This is a genomic window from Ferdinandcohnia sp. FSL W7-1320, from assembly GCF_038050315.1.
GTDB lineage: Bacteria > Bacillota > Bacilli > Bacillales > Bacillaceae_L > Ferdinandcohnia > Ferdinandcohnia aciditolerans.
This window is the reverse complement of record NZ_JBBPAM010000001.1, coordinates 895,094-912,582: the sequence shown is the minus strand read 5'-3', so window position 1 is coordinate 912,582 and position 17,489 is coordinate 895,094. Positions and strand designations below refer to the sequence as shown.

At 36.9% G+C, this 17,489-nt stretch carries 29 protein-coding genes; 2 read left to right on the top strand and 27 right to left on the bottom strand.

The features are described from left to right. The first annotated feature begins 6 nt into the window (after positions 1–6). Positions 7–450, top strand: coding sequence for an SRPBCC family protein (locus NST91_RS04515; RefSeq protein WP_341330192.1), 444 nt, complete (start codon positions 7–9; stop codon positions 448–450). Positions 451–723: 273 nt separating this feature from the next. Here NST91_RS04515 and NST91_RS04510 read toward each other — a convergent pair whose 3' ends face one another. The 22 genes from NST91_RS04510 to NST91_RS04405 all read right to left on the bottom strand — a co-directional run bounded on the left by NST91_RS04510 (position 724) and on the right by NST91_RS04405 (position 12,893). Beyond that, positions 724–1,515, bottom strand: coding sequence for an MBL fold metallo-hydrolase (locus tag NST91_RS04510; RefSeq protein WP_341330191.1), 792 nt, complete (start codon positions 1,513–1,515; stop codon positions 724–726). 42 nt (positions 1,516–1,557) lie between these two features. Next, positions 1,558–1,746 (bottom strand): PspC domain-containing protein, encoded by a 189-nt coding sequence (locus NST91_RS04505; protein WP_341330190.1) that lies wholly within the window; start codon positions 1,744–1,746, stop codon positions 1,558–1,560. Between the two features lie 53 nt (positions 1,747–1,799). After that, complete coding sequence (locus NST91_RS04500; protein ID WP_341330189.1) at positions 1,800–1,991, bottom strand: hypothetical protein; 192 nt, start codon at positions 1,989–1,991, stop codon at positions 1,800–1,802. Positions 1,992–2,024: 33 nt separating this feature from the next. Further along, positions 2,025–2,531: a hypothetical protein gene (locus NST91_RS04495; RefSeq protein WP_341330188.1), complete on the bottom strand. Its 507-nt coding sequence runs from the start codon at positions 2,529–2,531 to the stop codon at positions 2,025–2,027. A gap of 21 nt (positions 2,532–2,552) precedes the next feature. Next, positions 2,553–2,993 carry a hypothetical protein gene (locus NST91_RS04490; protein WP_121446452.1) on the bottom strand — a complete coding sequence of 147 codons (441 nt, stop codon included), beginning with the start codon at positions 2,991–2,993 and terminating at the stop codon, positions 2,553–2,555. Between the two features lie 11 nt (positions 2,994–3,004). Next, entirely contained in the window at positions 3,005–3,325 is a 321-nt protein-coding gene (locus NST91_RS04485; protein WP_121446453.1) for a hypothetical protein, read from the bottom strand. A gap of 101 nt (positions 3,326–3,426) precedes the next feature. Beyond that, positions 3,427–3,654 (bottom strand): hypothetical protein, encoded by a 228-nt coding sequence (locus NST91_RS04480; RefSeq protein ID WP_341330187.1) that lies wholly within the window; start codon positions 3,652–3,654, stop codon positions 3,427–3,429. Positions 3,655–3,709: 55 nt separating this feature from the next. Further along, a complete protein-coding gene (locus tag NST91_RS04475; protein WP_341330186.1) occupies positions 3,710–4,246 on the bottom strand; it encodes a histidine phosphatase family protein in 537 nt (178 codons plus the stop codon). A gap of 13 nt (positions 4,247–4,259) precedes the next feature. Next, entirely contained in the window at positions 4,260–4,670 is a 411-nt protein-coding gene (locus tag NST91_RS04470) for a hypothetical protein (RefSeq protein ID WP_341330185.1), read from the bottom strand. 86 nt (positions 4,671–4,756) lie between these two features. Further along, positions 4,757–5,254 (bottom strand): GNAT family N-acetyltransferase, encoded by a 498-nt coding sequence (locus tag NST91_RS04465; protein ID WP_341330184.1) that lies wholly within the window; start codon positions 5,252–5,254, stop codon positions 4,757–4,759. 39 nt (positions 5,255–5,293) lie between these two features. Beyond that, positions 5,294–5,701 (bottom strand): GNAT family N-acetyltransferase, encoded by a 408-nt coding sequence (locus NST91_RS04460; RefSeq protein ID WP_341330183.1) that lies wholly within the window; start codon positions 5,699–5,701, stop codon positions 5,294–5,296. Between the two features lie 29 nt (positions 5,702–5,730). Continuing rightward, positions 5,731–6,156, bottom strand: coding sequence for a hypothetical protein (locus tag NST91_RS04455; protein ID WP_341330182.1), 426 nt, complete (start codon positions 6,154–6,156; stop codon positions 5,731–5,733). After that, on the bottom strand, positions 6,153–6,962 hold the full coding sequence (locus NST91_RS04450; protein WP_341330181.1) for a DUF817 domain-containing protein: 810 nt from the start codon (positions 6,960–6,962) through the stop codon (positions 6,153–6,155). Before NST91_RS04450 ends, NST91_RS04455 begins: the two co-directional genes overlap by 4 nt. 233 nt (positions 6,963–7,195) lie before the next feature. Then, a complete protein-coding gene (locus NST91_RS04445) occupies positions 7,196–7,714 on the bottom strand; it encodes a DUF4352 domain-containing protein (RefSeq protein ID WP_341330180.1) in 519 nt (172 codons plus the stop codon). A gap of 176 nt (positions 7,715–7,890) precedes the next feature. Beyond that, positions 7,891–8,106 (bottom strand): hypothetical protein, encoded by a 216-nt coding sequence (locus NST91_RS04440; RefSeq protein ID WP_341330179.1) that lies wholly within the window; start codon positions 8,104–8,106, stop codon positions 7,891–7,893. Positions 8,107–9,001: 895 nt separating this feature from the next. Beyond that, complete coding sequence (locus tag NST91_RS04435) at positions 9,002–9,496, bottom strand: NUDIX hydrolase (RefSeq protein WP_341330178.1); 495 nt, start codon at positions 9,494–9,496, stop codon at positions 9,002–9,004. Between the two features lie 574 nt (positions 9,497–10,070). Beyond that, positions 10,071–10,559: a hypothetical protein gene (locus NST91_RS04430; protein ID WP_341330177.1), complete on the bottom strand. Its 489-nt coding sequence runs from the start codon at positions 10,557–10,559 to the stop codon at positions 10,071–10,073. A gap of 2 nt (positions 10,560–10,561) precedes the next feature. Next, on the bottom strand, positions 10,562–10,921 hold the full coding sequence (locus NST91_RS04425) for a hypothetical protein (protein ID WP_341330176.1): 360 nt from the start codon (positions 10,919–10,921) through the stop codon (positions 10,562–10,564). Positions 10,922–11,086: 165 nt separating this feature from the next. Beyond that, positions 11,087–11,434, bottom strand: a complete 348-nt coding sequence (locus NST91_RS04420; RefSeq protein WP_341330175.1) for a rhodanese-like domain-containing protein — start codon at positions 11,432–11,434, stop codon at positions 11,087–11,089. 14 nt (positions 11,435–11,448) lie between these two features. Continuing rightward, on the bottom strand, positions 11,449–11,718 hold the full coding sequence (locus NST91_RS04415) for an adhesin (protein ID WP_341330174.1): 270 nt from the start codon (positions 11,716–11,718) through the stop codon (positions 11,449–11,451). A gap of 58 nt (positions 11,719–11,776) precedes the next feature. After that, on the bottom strand, positions 11,777–12,010 hold the full coding sequence (locus NST91_RS04410) for a hypothetical protein (RefSeq protein ID WP_341330173.1): 234 nt from the start codon (positions 12,008–12,010) through the stop codon (positions 11,777–11,779). A gap of 100 nt (positions 12,011–12,110) precedes the next feature. Then, the gene (locus NST91_RS04405) at positions 12,111–12,893 is read right to left on the bottom strand and encodes a class I SAM-dependent methyltransferase (protein WP_341330172.1); all 783 of its coding nucleotides are present in this window, start codon (positions 12,891–12,893) and stop codon (positions 12,111–12,113) included. A 119-nt stretch (positions 12,894–13,012) separates the two neighbouring features. On the opposite strand from NST91_RS04405, the gene NST91_RS04400 reads away from it, so the two are divergent. Then, entirely contained in the window at positions 13,013–13,744 is a 732-nt protein-coding gene (locus NST91_RS04400; protein WP_341330171.1) for a class I SAM-dependent methyltransferase, read from the top strand. Positions 13,745–13,837: 93 nt separating this feature from the next. Here NST91_RS04400 and NST91_RS04395 read toward each other — a convergent pair whose 3' ends face one another. The 5 genes from NST91_RS04395 to NST91_RS04375 form a co-directional block, all read right to left on the bottom strand. Next, complete coding sequence (locus NST91_RS04395; protein ID WP_341330170.1) at positions 13,838–14,290, bottom strand: GNAT family N-acetyltransferase; 453 nt, start codon at positions 14,288–14,290, stop codon at positions 13,838–13,840. A 36-nt stretch (positions 14,291–14,326) separates the two neighbouring features. Continuing rightward, entirely contained in the window at positions 14,327–15,364 is a 1,038-nt protein-coding gene (locus tag NST91_RS04390; protein WP_341330169.1) for a serine hydrolase domain-containing protein, read from the bottom strand. Between the two features lie 21 nt (positions 15,365–15,385). Continuing rightward, a complete protein-coding gene (locus tag NST91_RS04385) occupies positions 15,386–15,562 on the bottom strand; it encodes a hypothetical protein (RefSeq protein ID WP_341333604.1) in 177 nt (58 codons plus the stop codon). 36 nt (positions 15,563–15,598) lie between these two features. Then, entirely contained in the window at positions 15,599–16,003 is a 405-nt protein-coding gene (locus tag NST91_RS04380) for a group-specific protein (protein ID WP_341330168.1), read from the bottom strand. Between the two features lie 111 nt (positions 16,004–16,114). Then, positions 16,115–17,284 carry an MFS transporter gene (locus NST91_RS04375; protein WP_341330167.1) on the bottom strand — a complete coding sequence of 390 codons (1,170 nt, stop codon included), beginning with the start codon at positions 17,282–17,284 and terminating at the stop codon, positions 16,115–16,117. Between the last annotated feature and the right edge of the window lie 205 nt (positions 17,285–17,489).

Sequence of the window (17,489 nt, the reverse complement as noted above, 5' to 3'; positions counted from 1 at the left end):
ATTCCTATGAAACAATCAATTGTTATCGAAGCACCCATTACAGAAGTATTTGACTGTATTGCGAAGGCCCATTTGCGTGAAAAATGGTTTCCGAATGTGACGTCTATCCATTATTATAACCTCAAGCACGAATCTCATCCTGGTGCGAGCTTTCAGCTTACAGCCGTGGAAGAAAAAGAACAGGTTACATTACAGGGGAGAAATAAGCAAGTTACCCGCCCATCGTTCTTCGCTTTTGAACTTGAATCTCAAACCTATATGATGACTTTTTCATATCGTTTGCAGCAACAGGCCAATCATACCATTATCGAGCAAGAGTTTGAAACAACGTATTACCGACCTGTTATGAATATGATTGATAAGCTATTTAAAAGTTCAACCAAACAATCTGGTGAGTTTGTTCTTAACAGTTTAAAAGGTTTCTGTGAAACTAGGGTAAGACCTGAATAGGTATTCCCTAGCTTTTATTCTTGTGAAGCCTAACATTTATTCAAATGAGTTTTATAGGCTCTTAATGAAAGTAAGATGGAAATCAATAATGTACAAAAAAGGACCGTTAGGAACCCACTTAGTATGAGGTGCTCTGGAAGTAACGCACAAAATAACATAACTAATCCTCCTATAATCAAAGGAATAGAAAAAGGACGTAAGACAATGTTCCAAACTTGATGAGTTGGAACAATACTCCCTTAACAATTAAATTATTTTATGTAGAATATCTGCCTAAGATCTTTTATTACCACCGATAATTGAAGTAATAATATGCAAAGTATCCCACTCACCCTCTGATACAAACGTTATTGGGTATTTTCTTTGGAAAATCTTTTGATTAATTTCTTCTTTGGAAAGCCCAATTTCATATAGATTTTTTACTTCGCCGCAAAGATTTTCAAGGTAGTCAAGCTTTTGTTGCATCCGTTTTTGTCCATCTTGTATGTAGCCGGCATGACAGCAAAACATTGGACCGAAGTCATGGGTAAGAACCTTCCGAATTGAGTCCAAGATTTGAGGGATAGATTCAGACCTCATTATTACCTTTGTTTTTGGTGATACAAACAAATCGCCTGTGAACAAAATTCCGGTTTTTTTATTCAATAAAGCAATATGGTCCTCAGCATGACCTGGTGTATGTAATACTTTCCACTCTTTTTTCCGAGAGTGTATTGTATCTGATATCGGAAGTGGTCTGAATGGCTTTCGTTTGCCCCATATAACTTGGCGATATTGTGGATATGGTGCAAATTGCAAGCAAGTGTCGACACCTAGAGGCGATATATATATCGGAACACTAAGGTTTTCCTGTATCCACGGAGCTGTACCTGTGTGATCTTCATGACTATGTGTTAATGCAACAAGATCGAATGATGCTTCATTTAGAAAAGGAATAATTTGAGTTTCATAGCTTTTAGCTCCGGTATCAACTAACATTCCATCAGTTTCGAATAAAAAGAGGTTTGGCATATTCGGAACCTCTAATTCAACACAAGTGACATTTTCTCTATCGTATACTTCCATTTGGTTCACACTCCCTATTTAATCACCTCTAATATTTCTGTATTAATAAAGAGACCGTGGACTATCAGACATCGTATTTGCAAGAATGATATAGATCAGTATGTTCGCAGGTGGTAATAGAATAAAGATTAGTCTAACAGCAAAAGAGGATATACCAAAAAATTCAGCAATACCTCCACAAACACCAGTTATAGACCGGTCTTTAGCAGATTTTCTTAGTTTATGATTCAAGTAAACTCCCCCTATTAGAAGAATGGCACCTCATCTTACTTTAGATCCGCCAATTAGTGTAAATATTTGAAACTTAAACCTATGTAAATTAATATCGAGAAGACCGCAAATCCTAAAAAAAATAACCCTTTACTGAGTTTTGACCAATTTTTCATCCAACCCCATCGTTTCTTATCCGTATCAAACCAAAAGTAATCTGCCACAATGGCAAATAAAATAATAAAAAGTGCAAGAAAAGGACTCATTATGAAACCTCCATTTACCCACATTTTTAACTATTAATAAACGATGTGATCTCCACCATCCCTAATGAAATCCATAATCCAAATGATTCCCATGAATAGGATCCAGATTAGAAATGGAATGATTAGGCTTTTTAAACCATGGCTCCACGTGTATCTGTTCTTCTTTTTTCCTAAAATACGGTCTGTTACAAAAAACAAGATGGCAGCAACTAGACTTATCCATTGGAGAACGAAACCAAATAAGAAATGAAATACTGCTGACAGATATGGTTCCATTCGTTTTAACCTATTTTTCGTAATGAGTCCTGAAAGGAAGTCGCTAATGACAGAAGTTACCGTTCCGTAAACGAGAATGACTGGAAAGCTATACATGAGGTAGAATGGTACGGTTGCTGAAAAACTCCACATATATTCTTTTATCGAGTTGATTTCACTCCCAAATGAACCTGGAAAGAATAAGCCAAACAAGATTGCGAAAAGGGAACCTGAGATGGATGCGGTTAGTAGCTTTCTAGGTAATACAGTTTTGATATAAGTCAAAATTGGAACACTCCTAGTAAATCAGCTTTGTTTTGATTTTAACACAGTAATCCCCACCAATAGAACCATCCCTATTCCTAAAATAACCCAAAAATAGGAGCTTGTGAGGAGATTCTTGATATGAGATGAAGCATCGTGAACATAGACCGCTTTTACATACAGTCCTTCTTCCGTTTCCACTGCGATTGCCTCGGTGATTGGGACACCTTGTATCTTAAAATAGCGTGTATCGATTTCATAATAGTTTGATGCATTTCCATAATAATCCCCACTATATTCATCCGCTTTGGTTTCCACTTTACCTATCGTTTTTCCAAGTTCAGTTCGTTTGAGTACCAACTCTTCTTTTACCTCGTATACTTTTCCATCATGAACGACAAAGAAATACGCCCAGCTAAGAGCGTGAGCAGAGATTGAATGCATCAATAAAACTAGGATTGTTATACAAAGGGCTTTTTTCATTTATTTTCTCCTCATGTCAAAATCCCTAAATAATACAAAACAAAATACATTCCAAAACACAAGATCGAGCCAACTAGAAATGGACTAATTTTTAATGTCATTTTCTCGTGCTGTGGTTTGTAGCTTCCCAAAAACATATCAAAAATGGCCTTTTGACTATTTTTCGAAAAGATATCACCCGTGGAACTCATTAAAAATGCAAAAATGATGAAAATGCAGGAACCAATAAACATTGTGTTTACGAGGTTTATATCCAAAAACAGAGATATACCGAAAAGCAGGATTAATTCCAGCACCAATACCAATAACACAAAAATCATATATCTCTTCAAGAAACCCACTCCCTTCTCTATATCTTACGTTTTGTATTTACAGAAGTTTCAGTTTATTTTACACAAAATAAACGCTGACCTGCCATTGGGTCAACGCTCAATTATTGCTTAGCCTTTGCTTTTTTTAGTTCTTCTACAATATATCTTGTGCCAAGGAGGGTACAAAGAATAACCGTAAAAATCAGGGTTATTAATAATGCGTGTGTTTGTAGATGATAGGACGATTCAACAGATGAATAGCCAATATTGGACATGACCGGAGCTATAATAAACATGCTGATAAAGAACAGGGCAATCGTTACCGAAAGCGCGAGTCCAAGTGTTTTCATGGGAATTTCCCCTTTCACTTTTACTCTATAACTTTTTGAGAAATAACGATACAGTTTATTCCCAAAGTCGCTCGAAAGTGATTTGATTTTCTCCAGTTAAGAGATATACATCCGGATTGCTAAGTGCTGCCCATTGCTCGAATCCAAAGTTTTTATTGTAATGATTTAATAGCAGTGACAATAGACCACCATGTGTCACTATAATTGTATTCTCAGCATCACTTTTCAAAACTTCATCAACAACCTCAATGATTCGGCTTACTGCTTCTCGACTCGATTCGCCACCTTCATATTTCAGATCAAAGTTCACATATGTATCTCTTAATTTATCATACCAATCTGGCATATTCCTTGCGCTTAAAACACGTTCTGATAATTGATGATTCATTTCGATAACAAGATCACGTTCACCTGCCAGTGCTTGAATTGTTTGGATGGCACGTTTGAACGGACTCGAAATGATTCGATCTACTTTTCGTTTTTCAAAAAAAGCAGCTAAATTAATGGCTTGTTGTTTGCCCTTTTCTGTTAGAGGCGCTTCAGGTTCCTGGCCCTCAGCCTCACAATGCCTGATCATATATATGTTTTTCATATGGTCCTCCTTTTTACGAAATCGGCTCTTCTGTTTCCCTTGCGAGCATCCACTTTCCATTTATAAGTTGCCAAGTTTCGATTGTAAACAATCTGGCAAATATCTTTTCATCTTTTTCAATTAACAGTTCATAAAAAACAGCTGCATTCTCATGATTCTTCATACGAATGACACGATTATTAAACTTCTTTTGAGCTCCAAGCAGTTGTTTAACTGATTCCCGCATACCCTTAATCGCTTCCTCCCTGCTAAATAGCATTGGCTTTTCATGAGAACCATTAAAAAAAGTAACGTAATAGTCTTCTTGCATTCGTTCTATTGCAGAAGTATCTCCCGTTTTCATTGCGTTGTTCCAATCTATGATAAATTCATCATGCATCGCGGTAAACTCGTCCAAATGAATTTCTATTGTCAACGCACTCATTCCTCCTTTTAGGACTTTTCCTTTTTATGTTAAATTCAACAAAAAAGGTGTGAATCCTCCTTGGATTATCACACCTTATCTTCCATTTATAAAAGCTTAGACATATAATATTCATCCACATATTCACCATCTATTAAGAGGGAATCTCTCTTCGTTCCTTCAACTTCAAAGCCCATTTTTTGATATAATCCTAATCCCGCTACATTTCTAGTAACAACGGTTAATTCCAAACGATGGATTTGGTGCGTTAATGCCCACTTTTCCAGTTCTTCAAACAACTTTGTGCCCACACCTTTGCCTCTAGACTCCTTCAAGATTCCTATAACAAGATACACTGAATGCCTGTTTCTCTTGGCAGTGCCACCGATTGCCATTACGAAACCGATTAATTGGTTTTTTTCTTCAGCAACAAGAATTGTAGAATTATCATCGGCATCGATTCTCTCTATCATTTTTCGTTGTTGGCCAGGACTTGCCTTTCTTTCCCCTGCCTCCCAAAGCATAAAATCAGAAGTCATTTCAACTTGTTGTGTAAGATACCCAAAATTCTCTGCATCTGAAAGTGTAACTTCTCTTACTAGCATCTACTTCACTCCCTTATACTGCAATGTTTCTATTTTGAATTACCAATGTTTCTCCATAATCACATAGGATTTGCCACCTTTTACAAAGCTAACATTGGTTTCTTGCAAACCAAATTTTTTATAAAAATCCATTTTGTTTTTTCTGGCATTACACCATATTCTTTTCAGTTCATGATTCTTTGCTTCCTTTAACACGTAGTCCAGCAATGTACTTCCGTATCCCTTGCCTTGTTCCTTTTGAAGTGTAGCAAACTTTCGAAATTGGGCTTCCTCATTCTTTATAAAAAGAGAGACAACTGATTTCAACATCTTATCTTCAAAAAGGCCAAAATGAATTCCTAGATCATCATCTTCTAATTTAATATAGTCAAAGTTTTTATCTGGCCACATCACTTTGTGCCTTACTTCCCAAGCTTGTTCTTTATTGATTCTTGTAATTGTTGCCATATCCTCACCCTCATCAATTATCCTTACACTTATTTTAACCTTTTTAGTTCAGCGTCGCTTATTGATTCACCAGTTAGTTCAAATATGATTTCCTTATTACTCTTCAAGTCAAAGATTACTTTTTTGTTTAACGGTATTCTATCTCCATTATCCTCTATGTGGTTGTCTGTTAAAATAAAAACGGTCATTTCACCTTCACCCTTTAAAGTAAAGTCTTCTTCGAGGAATTCAAACAAAAGTTCATCTCCTTTTTTTATTTTGGATCCGTCCGCATACACCGCCCCTTGTGTATGGTTACGTAGATCTAATTCCAGACCATACATTTCAAAATCTGCATTGTTTTTTACTTTAATAATCATATTATTTTCATTTGGTACAATTGGGGTTCCAGAGTTTTCTGTACAGGCTGATAATAAAATAAGAAGAAAAAACAGTATCGGCACTTGCATTTTCATTTTACCATCTCCTTTTTATAAAAATGACTAGTAGTAATCCTAGTGGAATTTTTCCCTTTAACTTGCTTCAACGTTGCTACGATAAGAAAGCTCACTATGACTAATAGAACCCATGAACTCACCTTACCTAAGTGAACAAGACTCCAGGCTTTGGCTTGGTTGGGATATTCCCAGGCTCCAAAGAATGTTGCGATATTTTCAGCTATCCAAATAAAAAATCCGATTAACATAAAAGAAAGGGCAATTGGCATCCGGTAATGTGTTCCATTAATCTCATATGTGACCCACGATTTCCAAAAAACAACCATAACAAGCACTGTTAAGTACCAACGTACGTCAATCCAAAAATGATGTGTGAAAAAGTTCAAATAAATCGCAGCTGCAAGTGCGACCACTAGCCAAAATGGTGGCCACTTTACGAGGTCCACATTAAGCCTTCGCCATGCCTGACAAAGATAACTCGCCACACTTGCATACATGAATCCGCTATATAATGGCACTCCGAAAATTTTGAAATACCCTTCCTCTGGGTAGGACCATGAGCCCATATGTGTCTTGAAAAGTTCAAGAGCAAGCCCGATAAGGTGAAACAATGTGATCACCTTTAGTTCATCCCTTGTTTCAAGGCCTGATCGTACCATCCACCACTGCATCACAATACAGATGATTAGCAGCCAATCATACCGTGGCAGAAAAGGAAGAGGTATGATTTTTGTAAGAGCCAAAGAGGCAAAAATAACCACAGGAAACAAACAAGAAAGGGCCTGCTCCCAACCAAAATGAAAAAGCTGTTTCAACGCTCTCATGATCCTAACCTCCATTTTGGGACCAGGAGACTGCCCCTGTGTCCCACCCGACATTGAATTAGTTCTTAGTTGATTATAAGTTATTATTTATTGTTTTTCAATAAAATATTATTGAAATTTAGACCTATTTTATTGTTTTGGATGATAGTGTTAAATAAATTTTCCTAGTTCACAAAAGAAAAAAGTGGCACCGGAATCTTATTCCAGTACCACTTCAAATATTAATGATATTTTTACTGAAAATCCTCTGCAGCTAGGCTCCATTCAAGTTTATTTGGTTCTGCTTTTCCACCCAGCAGAATTTTATATGTTTCTGATTCCCGAGCATCAAATATAAGTTCACCAGTTATGGAATCACCTCCAGCGATTTCTCCTGAAATTTGTTTTCCAAAACTGAACTCTTTTCCAGCTGTTACGCTGTTCCAGTTAACGATGTCGTCTACAAAGATTTTAAATGGTAATACTTTTTCTAAATTTGTCGACTCCGATGCTCTACTCGTTATCGTTACATTTGCAACGACATATGTACCCCTTAAAGCCGTCTCACCATCTCCACCTGCTTCTTTCTTCACACTATTTATCGTTACTTCAAAATCCCCACCTTTGGTTGAATAAAGACCAGTTTCACCTATTGTTAAGATACCATCCTCGCTTATCCCGTCCCCACCTGTTTCTGAACTTCCACCCCCACCACACGCGCTGACGAACAATACCAATACTAGTAGTACCGACCAAAGACTAAATTTTTTCATTGTTATTAACCCCCTTTTTCTGTATTTTAAAATTTACCAATTTTCAGAATTATTATACCAAAAGTCTTGTATAAATTAAAGACTTTACAGGCCAATATTATAAAAATTACGATTGTGCTTGCATTCATATAAGCGAATAAGTATGTTACTAAACTTATTTTTTTATTTTGAGAGCACTAAAATATTTTTCTCGCAAATACGGCTATTAGTACGATGATCCCCGCTCCCAGGACAGGGACAGAAAACAAAAGGAATGTATGCCAATGACTCTTTGAATTTTTCCATTCCTTTTCAAAAGAGGACCATCCACCTGTAAGAAAAAGGTCCCAAAATAAACGACTCTTTCTTTTTGAATGGTTTGTGGTTGATTGCGAGTCTTTGTCTTTATTCATTTTTAACCTCCTAGGTATTTTGGGGATATTTTTTTGATTATGCGGCTACTTCCTACAACCCTATATTTCTTAGTTATTCTTTACTCTCAATCTCCTATTTGATAGATTTTGGGTTCGGCTTCGGGTTCGGGTTCGGCTTCGGACACTAACTTGCTTTTTTGCTCCACCCTTGTCCGAAGTTCACGCAACTTCAGACACAATTCTGCTTTTCCGACCCGTCCTTGTCCGAAGTTCACACATCTTCGGACACTAATTCGCTTTTTCGACCCGCCATTGACCGAAGTTCACACAGCTTCAGACACAATCTTGCTTTTTCGACTTGCCCTTGTCTGAAGTTCACACAGCTTCAGACACTAACTCGCTTTTTCGATTCGACCTTGTCCGAAGTTCACACAGCTTCAGACACTAACTCGCTTTTTCGATTCGACCTTGTCCGAAGTTCACGCAACTTCAGACACTAACTCGCTTTTTCGACTCGACCTTGTCCGAAGTTCACACAGCTTCGGACACTACCTGACTATTCCGGCTCGACCTTGTCCGAAGTTCACACAACTTCAGACACTATCTTGCTTTTTCGACTCGCCCTTGTCCGAAGTTCACACAACTTCGGACACTAACTTGCTATTTCGATCCACCCTTGTCCGAAGTTCACACAACTTCAGACACAATTCTGCTTTTCCGCCCCGTCCTTGTCCGAAGTTCACACAACTTCGGACACAAACCCGCTTTTTCGACTCGACCTTGTCCGAAGTTCACACAGCTGCAGATACTAGACCACTTTTTCAAGTCGGACTTGTACAAAGTTAGCAAAGCTTCGGACACTAACTCGCTTTTTCGACCCCCATTGTCAGAAGTTGACCGGAAGAGTTTTGAAAAAACAATGCACCTTCCACTATTATTTTAGAACTGGCTCAACCATGGGCACTCTGTTGAAATCCACGACATCATCCCCATCATAAACAAATCGATGTTCATAGTTCGTCTCGTCTTGTAAAATTTCTCGTAAATAATATTTCAAATTTGCTAATCCTACGTTCTTCGGATGCATGATCCAGGATAAGTCTTTCCAATCCAAAATACCTTCATCGGTTTTGAGTGGAGTAGGGTAATGATAGGATTCAGGCAGCTCGGCAACATAAACATACATTCCATCAAAATAAGAATGAGATGGGTTTGTCCATGTAATATTACCTTTATGCCGTACGTTTTGAGGTTCCATCTCAATCCCCGTTTCTTCTCGTATCTCTCGAATGATACATTCAAAGGGGTTTTCGCCTTCCTCTAATTTACCGCCAACACCATTCCAAATTCCCATCCACTCAGGGGATTCTCGATTAAGAAGTAGTATATTATTTCCTTGCTTAATAAAACAAATTGTATATGAAAACATTTTAATTCCTCCGTTAAATAATACTTGTATTATAAATTCAACAAAAATTATCATTAATCCTTTTATAACTAGTTCATTAAACCAATCTTAAGGAATTTGTGGAAAAAACTTACTGTTTTTATGTTAAACTGTTAATAGTGAATTGGTTTGTGGAGGTAAAATAATGAAAGAAACAATCGGAATATTTCTTATTCTACAATCTATACTAACTTATTTAACTATCGATATACTTTATGACCCTTTCCCTTCCCAGTTAGAAATAACAGAATGGAATTCGGGAATTACTACTACTACAACAACGTATAATCACCCTTTTTGGTACTACGTAATTTATGTCATTTTAATTATTACTTTTATTCTTGGATTATACTTAGTTTTAAGAAAAGTAATAGATAAGTGTACATTTCATCTTAAACGGGTGCTTTGGTATTACAAAAATAGATAATACATACACAAAAACCACCTTACTAATGTCGGTGGTTTGTCGTGTGAAGTTTATGTACTTTCATTTAGTTCATCCTACACTAGCTTTCTTGATTCAGCACTCATTCCCGATATATCCTTTCCATCTTCCCTATAGCTTTGTGTATATATGGCCATCATCTTTCACACATGAAAAGCCTGTCTCGTCCAATGCGTTGAAGATGCAAAAATAGCTTGCGCCTATTTGGAACCCAATTCCGTGTAAAATGCCTGGGGATGCCTCAATGATCTCGACTTTTTCAATCTTCTTTCCAATCATTGAAGTCACATTTTCAACCATGTTTTCTTGCCACCCAAGCTGTAAATTCTGACTTCCGTACCAGTCTAAACCTTCATTCACATCTATTTCATCCCAGGTAACAGAAACACAATCTTTAAAGGAACAAAACTCTACTTGTTTTCCTCCGATAACTAAAATAACTGGACAGTCCGACCAAAACTCACCATCTTTTGCGTGATGTACAGTTATAATTGCTTCAAGTTGCGAACCTTTTAATCTCCTTAACCCTTCTCCATGTTCTTTCATAAACTCATAAGTATCCGAAAAGAAAATTGGTTCATACTCTTTAATCCCGAACATAATCAAACTTCACCCTTTTTAAGTGACGTACAAAAACTCCTTAATGTGTGAAGTCTGCCCGTTAAAATAAATAACTCGTCGTAGTTTCTCACGACGTATTCCTCAATCACATCCAAGCCCTTTTGAACATCATCAACTAATAAAATTGTGTACTTTTCGTTCCAAGAAAATCGGTTAATTCTCCTAAGTTCGGATGCGTTTAGTTGAAACTTAAATTCTTCAATTAGTAGCTTCACTTGGTACCATTTATCCGGATTTTCTATGTAGGTTTTATGTTTACTTTCATAGTTTTCTTGAACGAGTTGAATAAAACCATCAATTTGATCAGCCAGCATCGTCGCGATTCTCATCTTGTAACTCATTTTGCCATCTCCCCTCAGATACCTGACTTAGAAACAGGAGGACTACACACCTAAATATATGTTTCTATTATACATTCATGAAGGGTAAACAATAAATCAAATCCAGACATTAAAATTAAGTTACAAAAAGCGATTGCCTACTTTCGCAATCGCTGTCGTTTTTGATTATTCTGCTCTGTTTTCTAAAAATTCCTTCCAAGCCGTAATTCCACCATCTAATACTGCAACATTGTATTCTTGATTTGAAAGGATGTTTGCACATTTTGTGGCGGAGTTTCCAGTTGTGCATGTTACGACTATTTCTTTATCTTTTGGTAAGGATCCAACTGCATTACTCTTGTTTTCTTCTGATTTAAAAATTTCCTCTTTATGAATGTTTTGACTCTCAACACTTTGGCCTTCAATATGAAAATCATTGTATTTCTCTTCTGCTCTTACGTCTAAAAGGACAATCTTTTCCTGAGTATTCATTTTCTGAAATAACTCTTCATGTGTAATCTTTTTAAGGGGCATTTTTATTCCTCCTTTTACGAATAGCTTCCTGGTCCTGTTAAAACCAATCCTACTCCATTTTCAGTTTCCTCTTTGTCTAATGTTAAGACTTCCGTTCCAGTTACACTTGGATCAAAGGCTACTTTAATTCCTTTAATCGTTTGAACACGGTCAAACTCATGTGGTTCATCTAGCGCTAAAGCAATTTGCGGACCATGTTCCTGACTAGGAACTGTGAAAAGACGAATTCCCACAGCACCTGACTTTTCCAATAATTGTTTCGCCTCGTCTGTTATGTACATCATTTTCTCCTCCTATCCATCAACACATTCATTATAAACCTTATCTTTAGTAGACCCAACCCTATTGGGACGATGGACCTGTCCCTGTGTCCCTTACTTTTGCCAATCTTTTATATTCCTTGAATAGAAGAATGGACCCAATGATGGCTGCGGCACCAATGATACCAAGTAAGATGTCATATATACTGTCTGAATTCATGAAATACCTTAGATTTCCTATGCCTGATACGATAGATACTAAACCTAAAATCAAAAAATAGAGTGGATGCTTCTTTTCTTCTCTATTCTGTTTCATTAACTCACTCTCCCATAATAACTAAAAATAAGTAAAACTTAATGCGTCATTATGTGAATTTTAACATGAACCTTCAAAAACAGGTTGTTTTATATCCGAATCATCTTTTTCGAAACCGCAAAATAAGGACAGGTGGAATCTCGAGCCAATCAAATTTATCGGTCACATTTTGGAAACTCGGTTCTTCCATACCGTCCAATACAAAATTATCCTCGAAAAATAGATTGTGATAGTACGATAACGGACGATGGAACATGAAATGTGGGCTGGACTGACCTTTTATGCCAATGGCGTGATAGGGTTCTGGGTTGAGATATTTTGATAGTTGAATACTATTTGTAGTGATCACATTTCCATCCCTTTCTTCTGTCTCCGTAACTTTACGGACTCCAGGGGGTTGAAAACATGGATGCGTGATAGATAAGACGAAAACTCCATTTGGCTTTAACATCTTATGTAAGGATTGGACCAAGGGCGTAATATCCGCAATATCCATTAAAGCCATATTGGCTACTGCACTATCAAATTGTTCAGTTCCCAGTTCAGACAATTCCTCGTAACTGGTTGCGTCCACAACTTTATAATCGATTTGATTTATGTATTCCTTCGTTCTCATTTTTGCCCGCTCTATCATTTTTTCAGAGTAATCAAAGGCAATAACATTTGCTCCCAATTCTGCAAGTCTCCTTGAAAAGTTTCCGTTACCGCAAGCAATGTCTAATATGGTCTGGCCTTCTTTTATGTTTAATAATTTTTCAGTATAAGGGCGAATCAGTTCACGGTGATATCGATTACTCTCATACCCCATATAATCATCCCAAAGTTCCGCATTCTCTTCCCATCTTGCGTGTGAATCTTTGATTAGATCCTTCCATTCACTCAATCGGCATTCCCCTTTCGACCCTTTCTATAAAACGATGAGTTCACCCCATATTTTTACAATACATGTTAAAATAACCATTAGCAATGAGCAATTAATGTGGGGAAGGGGTTATGACGTGTATGGAATTTCGAGGAGCAAGTGCATACGATCACGAGGACTTTTTTTCAAATTATATGAAGCAGAGAGGCAGAAAGGATAGTCCCAATAATGCAATCGAAGCCCCGATTATTTATGAGCTAATCGGTGATTTTCAAAATAAAAGTATTCTAGATTTAGGTTGTGGTGATGCATCCTTTGGCAAAGACCTACTGAGTCAAGGTGCATCCTATTACACGGGTGTAGAAGGTTCCGAGCAGATGGTTTCAGCTGCAAAACTTAATCTTAACAGTGAGTCTGGAACCATTTATCATGAAAACTTAGAAACATACAGCTTTCCTTCAAACCACTTTGATATCGTCACCTCACGCTTCGCGATACACTATATTTCAGACATTCGGTCTCTTTTTCAAAACGCGTATCATGCATTAAAAACGAATGGAAAATTCGTGTTCAGTGTCCAGCATCCCCTCACAACTTCCTCTTTTATAAGCAAACAAGCAGGAGATAAGCGTGGGAACTGGGTAATTGATGATTATTTTCTTGAAGGTGAAAGAAAAGAACCTTGGATAGATCAAATCGTTGTAAAATATCACAGGACGATTGAGCAATACTTCCGGGGTCTTACTGAGACTGGTTTTAGAATCGATGATTTACGTGAAGGGTCTCCCCAGCGAGAACATTTTTCAAGTGATGCTGAGTATAAAAGAAGACAACGAATTCCAGTCGTATTGATATTTTCTTGTAGGAAGTGATCGCCACTTTTCCTAAGAAAACAAACTAAGGGACAGTGGCCCTGTCCCACTTTATTGGCAAACTCCTAATGGATTCGGTTACGTTTAGATCTCTTACAAAGCTACTGCGTAAATACGCGAACTCGTTCCCCACGGATGATAGCCTGTACCAATATGGTTGAACCCGTATTTTTCATATAAACCAATGTGATCTGTGCAAAGATATAAGTTTGAAAAACCTCCAGCTTTTGCATCATTTTTAGCTCGTTCTAACAGGAGTGACCCATAATTTTTACCTCTGTACTCTTCTTCAATGTATATAGCACACACCCAAGGATACAGGTCCATCCGGCTTATAAAATCATTTGTAATCAGGCCAGCACAGCCAATTATTTTTTCTTCATCCATCAAAAGATACCATTGTGGCAATGGGTTCGTGTTCGAAATGCAATGTTCGATACAATCTTCATATACCTTCAAGCTTTGTTCACTAGCCCATTTGCTTTGAATATAGGTTATCGCACTTTTCATATGTTCTGGATTTTCTTTAATAGAGATTATTTTCATTTTCCGCATCCTCCGGTTATAGAATAACTAAATTTGTTATATTTCAAGGGAGTTGTATATTTCACCAATAATACCCTCCATTTGGTGAATACCTAATTCAGCGTTTGTCATGATCACCGCACCGGACTCCCTTTGCGGAAATGCCACCATCATACATTGAAACCCTATTCCCCAACCAAGTGAGGAAATTTCAAGCTCTGTTTCTTGCCCGTTTAAAAACACTCCCAATCCGCACCACTTCTTATCTCTTTGAGGGCTTATCATTTCCTTTGCTTTACTCGCAGAAATGCCAATTTTACTTTCACCTTTTAAAGCATTCATTAATTCCAGAGTTAAACGACTTAAATCTGCAGTGGTTGTCCATAAACCTGAAGCCGCGGGGTATGGATATATTGGATATTTTTCATGAACGATTTCGCCATTTTTATTATGTCCACTAGAAATGTTTACTTTTCTTATATCCGTGGTTTGCATAACAAATAAGCTATTCTCCATTCTTAATGGTTTAAATAATAGTTCGTTCACAACCTGGTCAAATGGCAATTTAGTAATGTCTTCTGTTAGCTGCTGAATAATACAAAAACCTGCATCTGAATAATGAAATTCACGCTCAGGTTCATATTTCACTTCAATCGATTCGTTGCAATAAGGTGTTCTTCCCTCTAATAGGTCAACCATTGAAGGTAGACCTATGTCCACTGTTAACTCTGTGAAGCTATATTTAGGGTCGACAAGTCCCGATTGATGACTTAGTAAGTTTCGTAATGTAACCTTTTTATTTTTCGTATATTCATTTTCAGGTACATTCCATGATTCAAGTTTTATGTTAACATCTTCATCTACAACAAGGAGTCCCTGTTCGGTTAGAGTTATAACGAGCATTCCTGTTAGAAACTTACTAATCGAACAAGAATTAAAAATCGAGTTTTCGGCTACTTTTTTAGTAGTCCCTGCTTGTAAGACACCACAGTTCTCTATTTTACTGATTTGACCTTTTTCAATTATTGCAATGCTCAAACCAGGTACATGATATTGTTCCATAAGCTCTAGAATATCACGATTTTTTAATTTCATAAGATAGCTCCGTTTCTATTGCTAATCCTGTTTTTCACCATTATTTTGTTTGTATATTTTCTTAAGCGTGGAGTTTATATTATTCAAAGCTAGTAATATAAACCCTAACATGATAAAAGTTACGATTTCACCGGTAAAAAAGGATACCACCCCTAAAACTAAAAAGTAAAAGCCATACCACCAATTATTCATTTTCATACTCTCTCTCCTGTAAAAAAGCTTTTTAAAATATAATTAATTGATTACATTCGAATTCCCTTCAACAACTGTCTCTATTAATTCATCAATAGTCCCAATACACTTTTCAACTTCAGGTAAATGATAAAACGTACTTGTTGTTTCAAAATGATTTATTTGATCATCCGGGGAATAAAGATAGATTTTCTTACCTTGCCCAAGTGCTATTCCAAGTTCAATGTGACTGCCTTTTCCTGCAGGGAATAGGACTATTAGTAAATCCGATTCTAATACTGCATTTTTTTCTTCCGTCCCAATAACTTTTAAATCCTCGAATGTTGAAGCTCTTTCATTTTTTGTCCAGTCATATGTATATATAAAACCTTTTTTTACTAATTGTCGTGCAACATAACGAACTGATTCTAGGTTCTTAAAACTTGATGCAACATAAAACTTTTTCATATTTCCCCCTATTTTTTTGCTTTTATTACCTATTCTCCTATTCGATTAGAGAATCCTTCTGAGTCTTGCACTTTTTCCAAAGAATAAAAAAAAGCACAACTTGAAAGAAAATCAAATTGCGCTCCTGGTTTTATACGTATCCTTTTCCTTGCTCCTTACAGAAATAACTACTGTAATGAGTGATAAGATAATAAATATTCCACCTGCAAACGGGTTTACTGTAACCGAAAGTGTATCTACGATTCCAGCTCCAATCACGGACCCGACAGCCACACCTAAGTGAAGGGCTGAGTTATTCAGGCTTTGTTGAATTTCCGACGATTCAGGGGCTATTTCAATCAGATAAGATTGCATGGCTGGTGAAATCGCCCAACTGAGAATTCCCCAAACAATTAGGACAATGAAAAACACGAGATACAAATCTGCCGAGTATGGAAATACAAAGAATAATGCACTAAAAATTACTAGTGAAATAACCATTGTTTTTCTTGAGCCCAATAAATCTGCCAAGACACCGCCAAGACCCCCACCACTTACTGCTGCAAAACCAAAAATGAAATAGATAACACTAATCCACGTCGCGTTAAAATCAGTGGTAACTTCTAGATATGGCTTAAAATAGGCATACATGATCGTATGACCTGTCATATACAGAAAAGTCGTTGTTAGCCCTAGAGTAATTTTGTGATTTTTCAAGGTAGCCAGCTGTTTCTTTAATGGAATTTGAGGCTTTGGTTGTACTCTACTCATTAATAGATGAACGCCAATGATAGATAATCCCGTCAAAACCGTAATAAGTACGAAAGGTGCTCTCCAGCCAAAACTATTACCCATGATAATACCGATTGGTACCCCTAAAACTAAAGAAGCACTTACTCCCATGGACACTATCCCGATTGCCCTGCCTTTATACTTTTCCCCTACTAAGCTAGGCGCCATAACCAAGCACAAGATGATTAATAACGCTCCACTCAGAGCAAGGATAATTCTTCCTATAAACAAAATTGAAAAAGTCGGTGCGAGCACGGTTACGATACAACCGATGAAAAAGATGTATAAGCATATTAAGGTGAGCCTTTTTCTTTCTATTTTAGCAGTCATAACAAGTAAAATTGGTGATGCCACTGCAAAAATGACAGCAAATACAGTAATCAGCAAGCCAACTTGTCCGATGCTTACCTCTAAATCCTCTGCAATTAAATCTAAGATGCCGCTAATGATAAGTTCAACTAACCCAATGATAAAGGATATGATCATTAAAAAATAAATACGTTTATCCATGTTGTCTTCCTTCCTAATAATGTTCCAAACTCTATAGTATCTGTTGATGAAAACTTACTCAAGAAAAATAATCTCATCTTTATTATTTGATTTCGTCCAATTCACAATTAGCTTAAAATTTTCCTGAAAGTAAGCGGTGTTGACCTGCTTGGGATGTTTCGACTGTAGGTATACTGATTTCAAGGGGAATATCGGAATGAAAGGG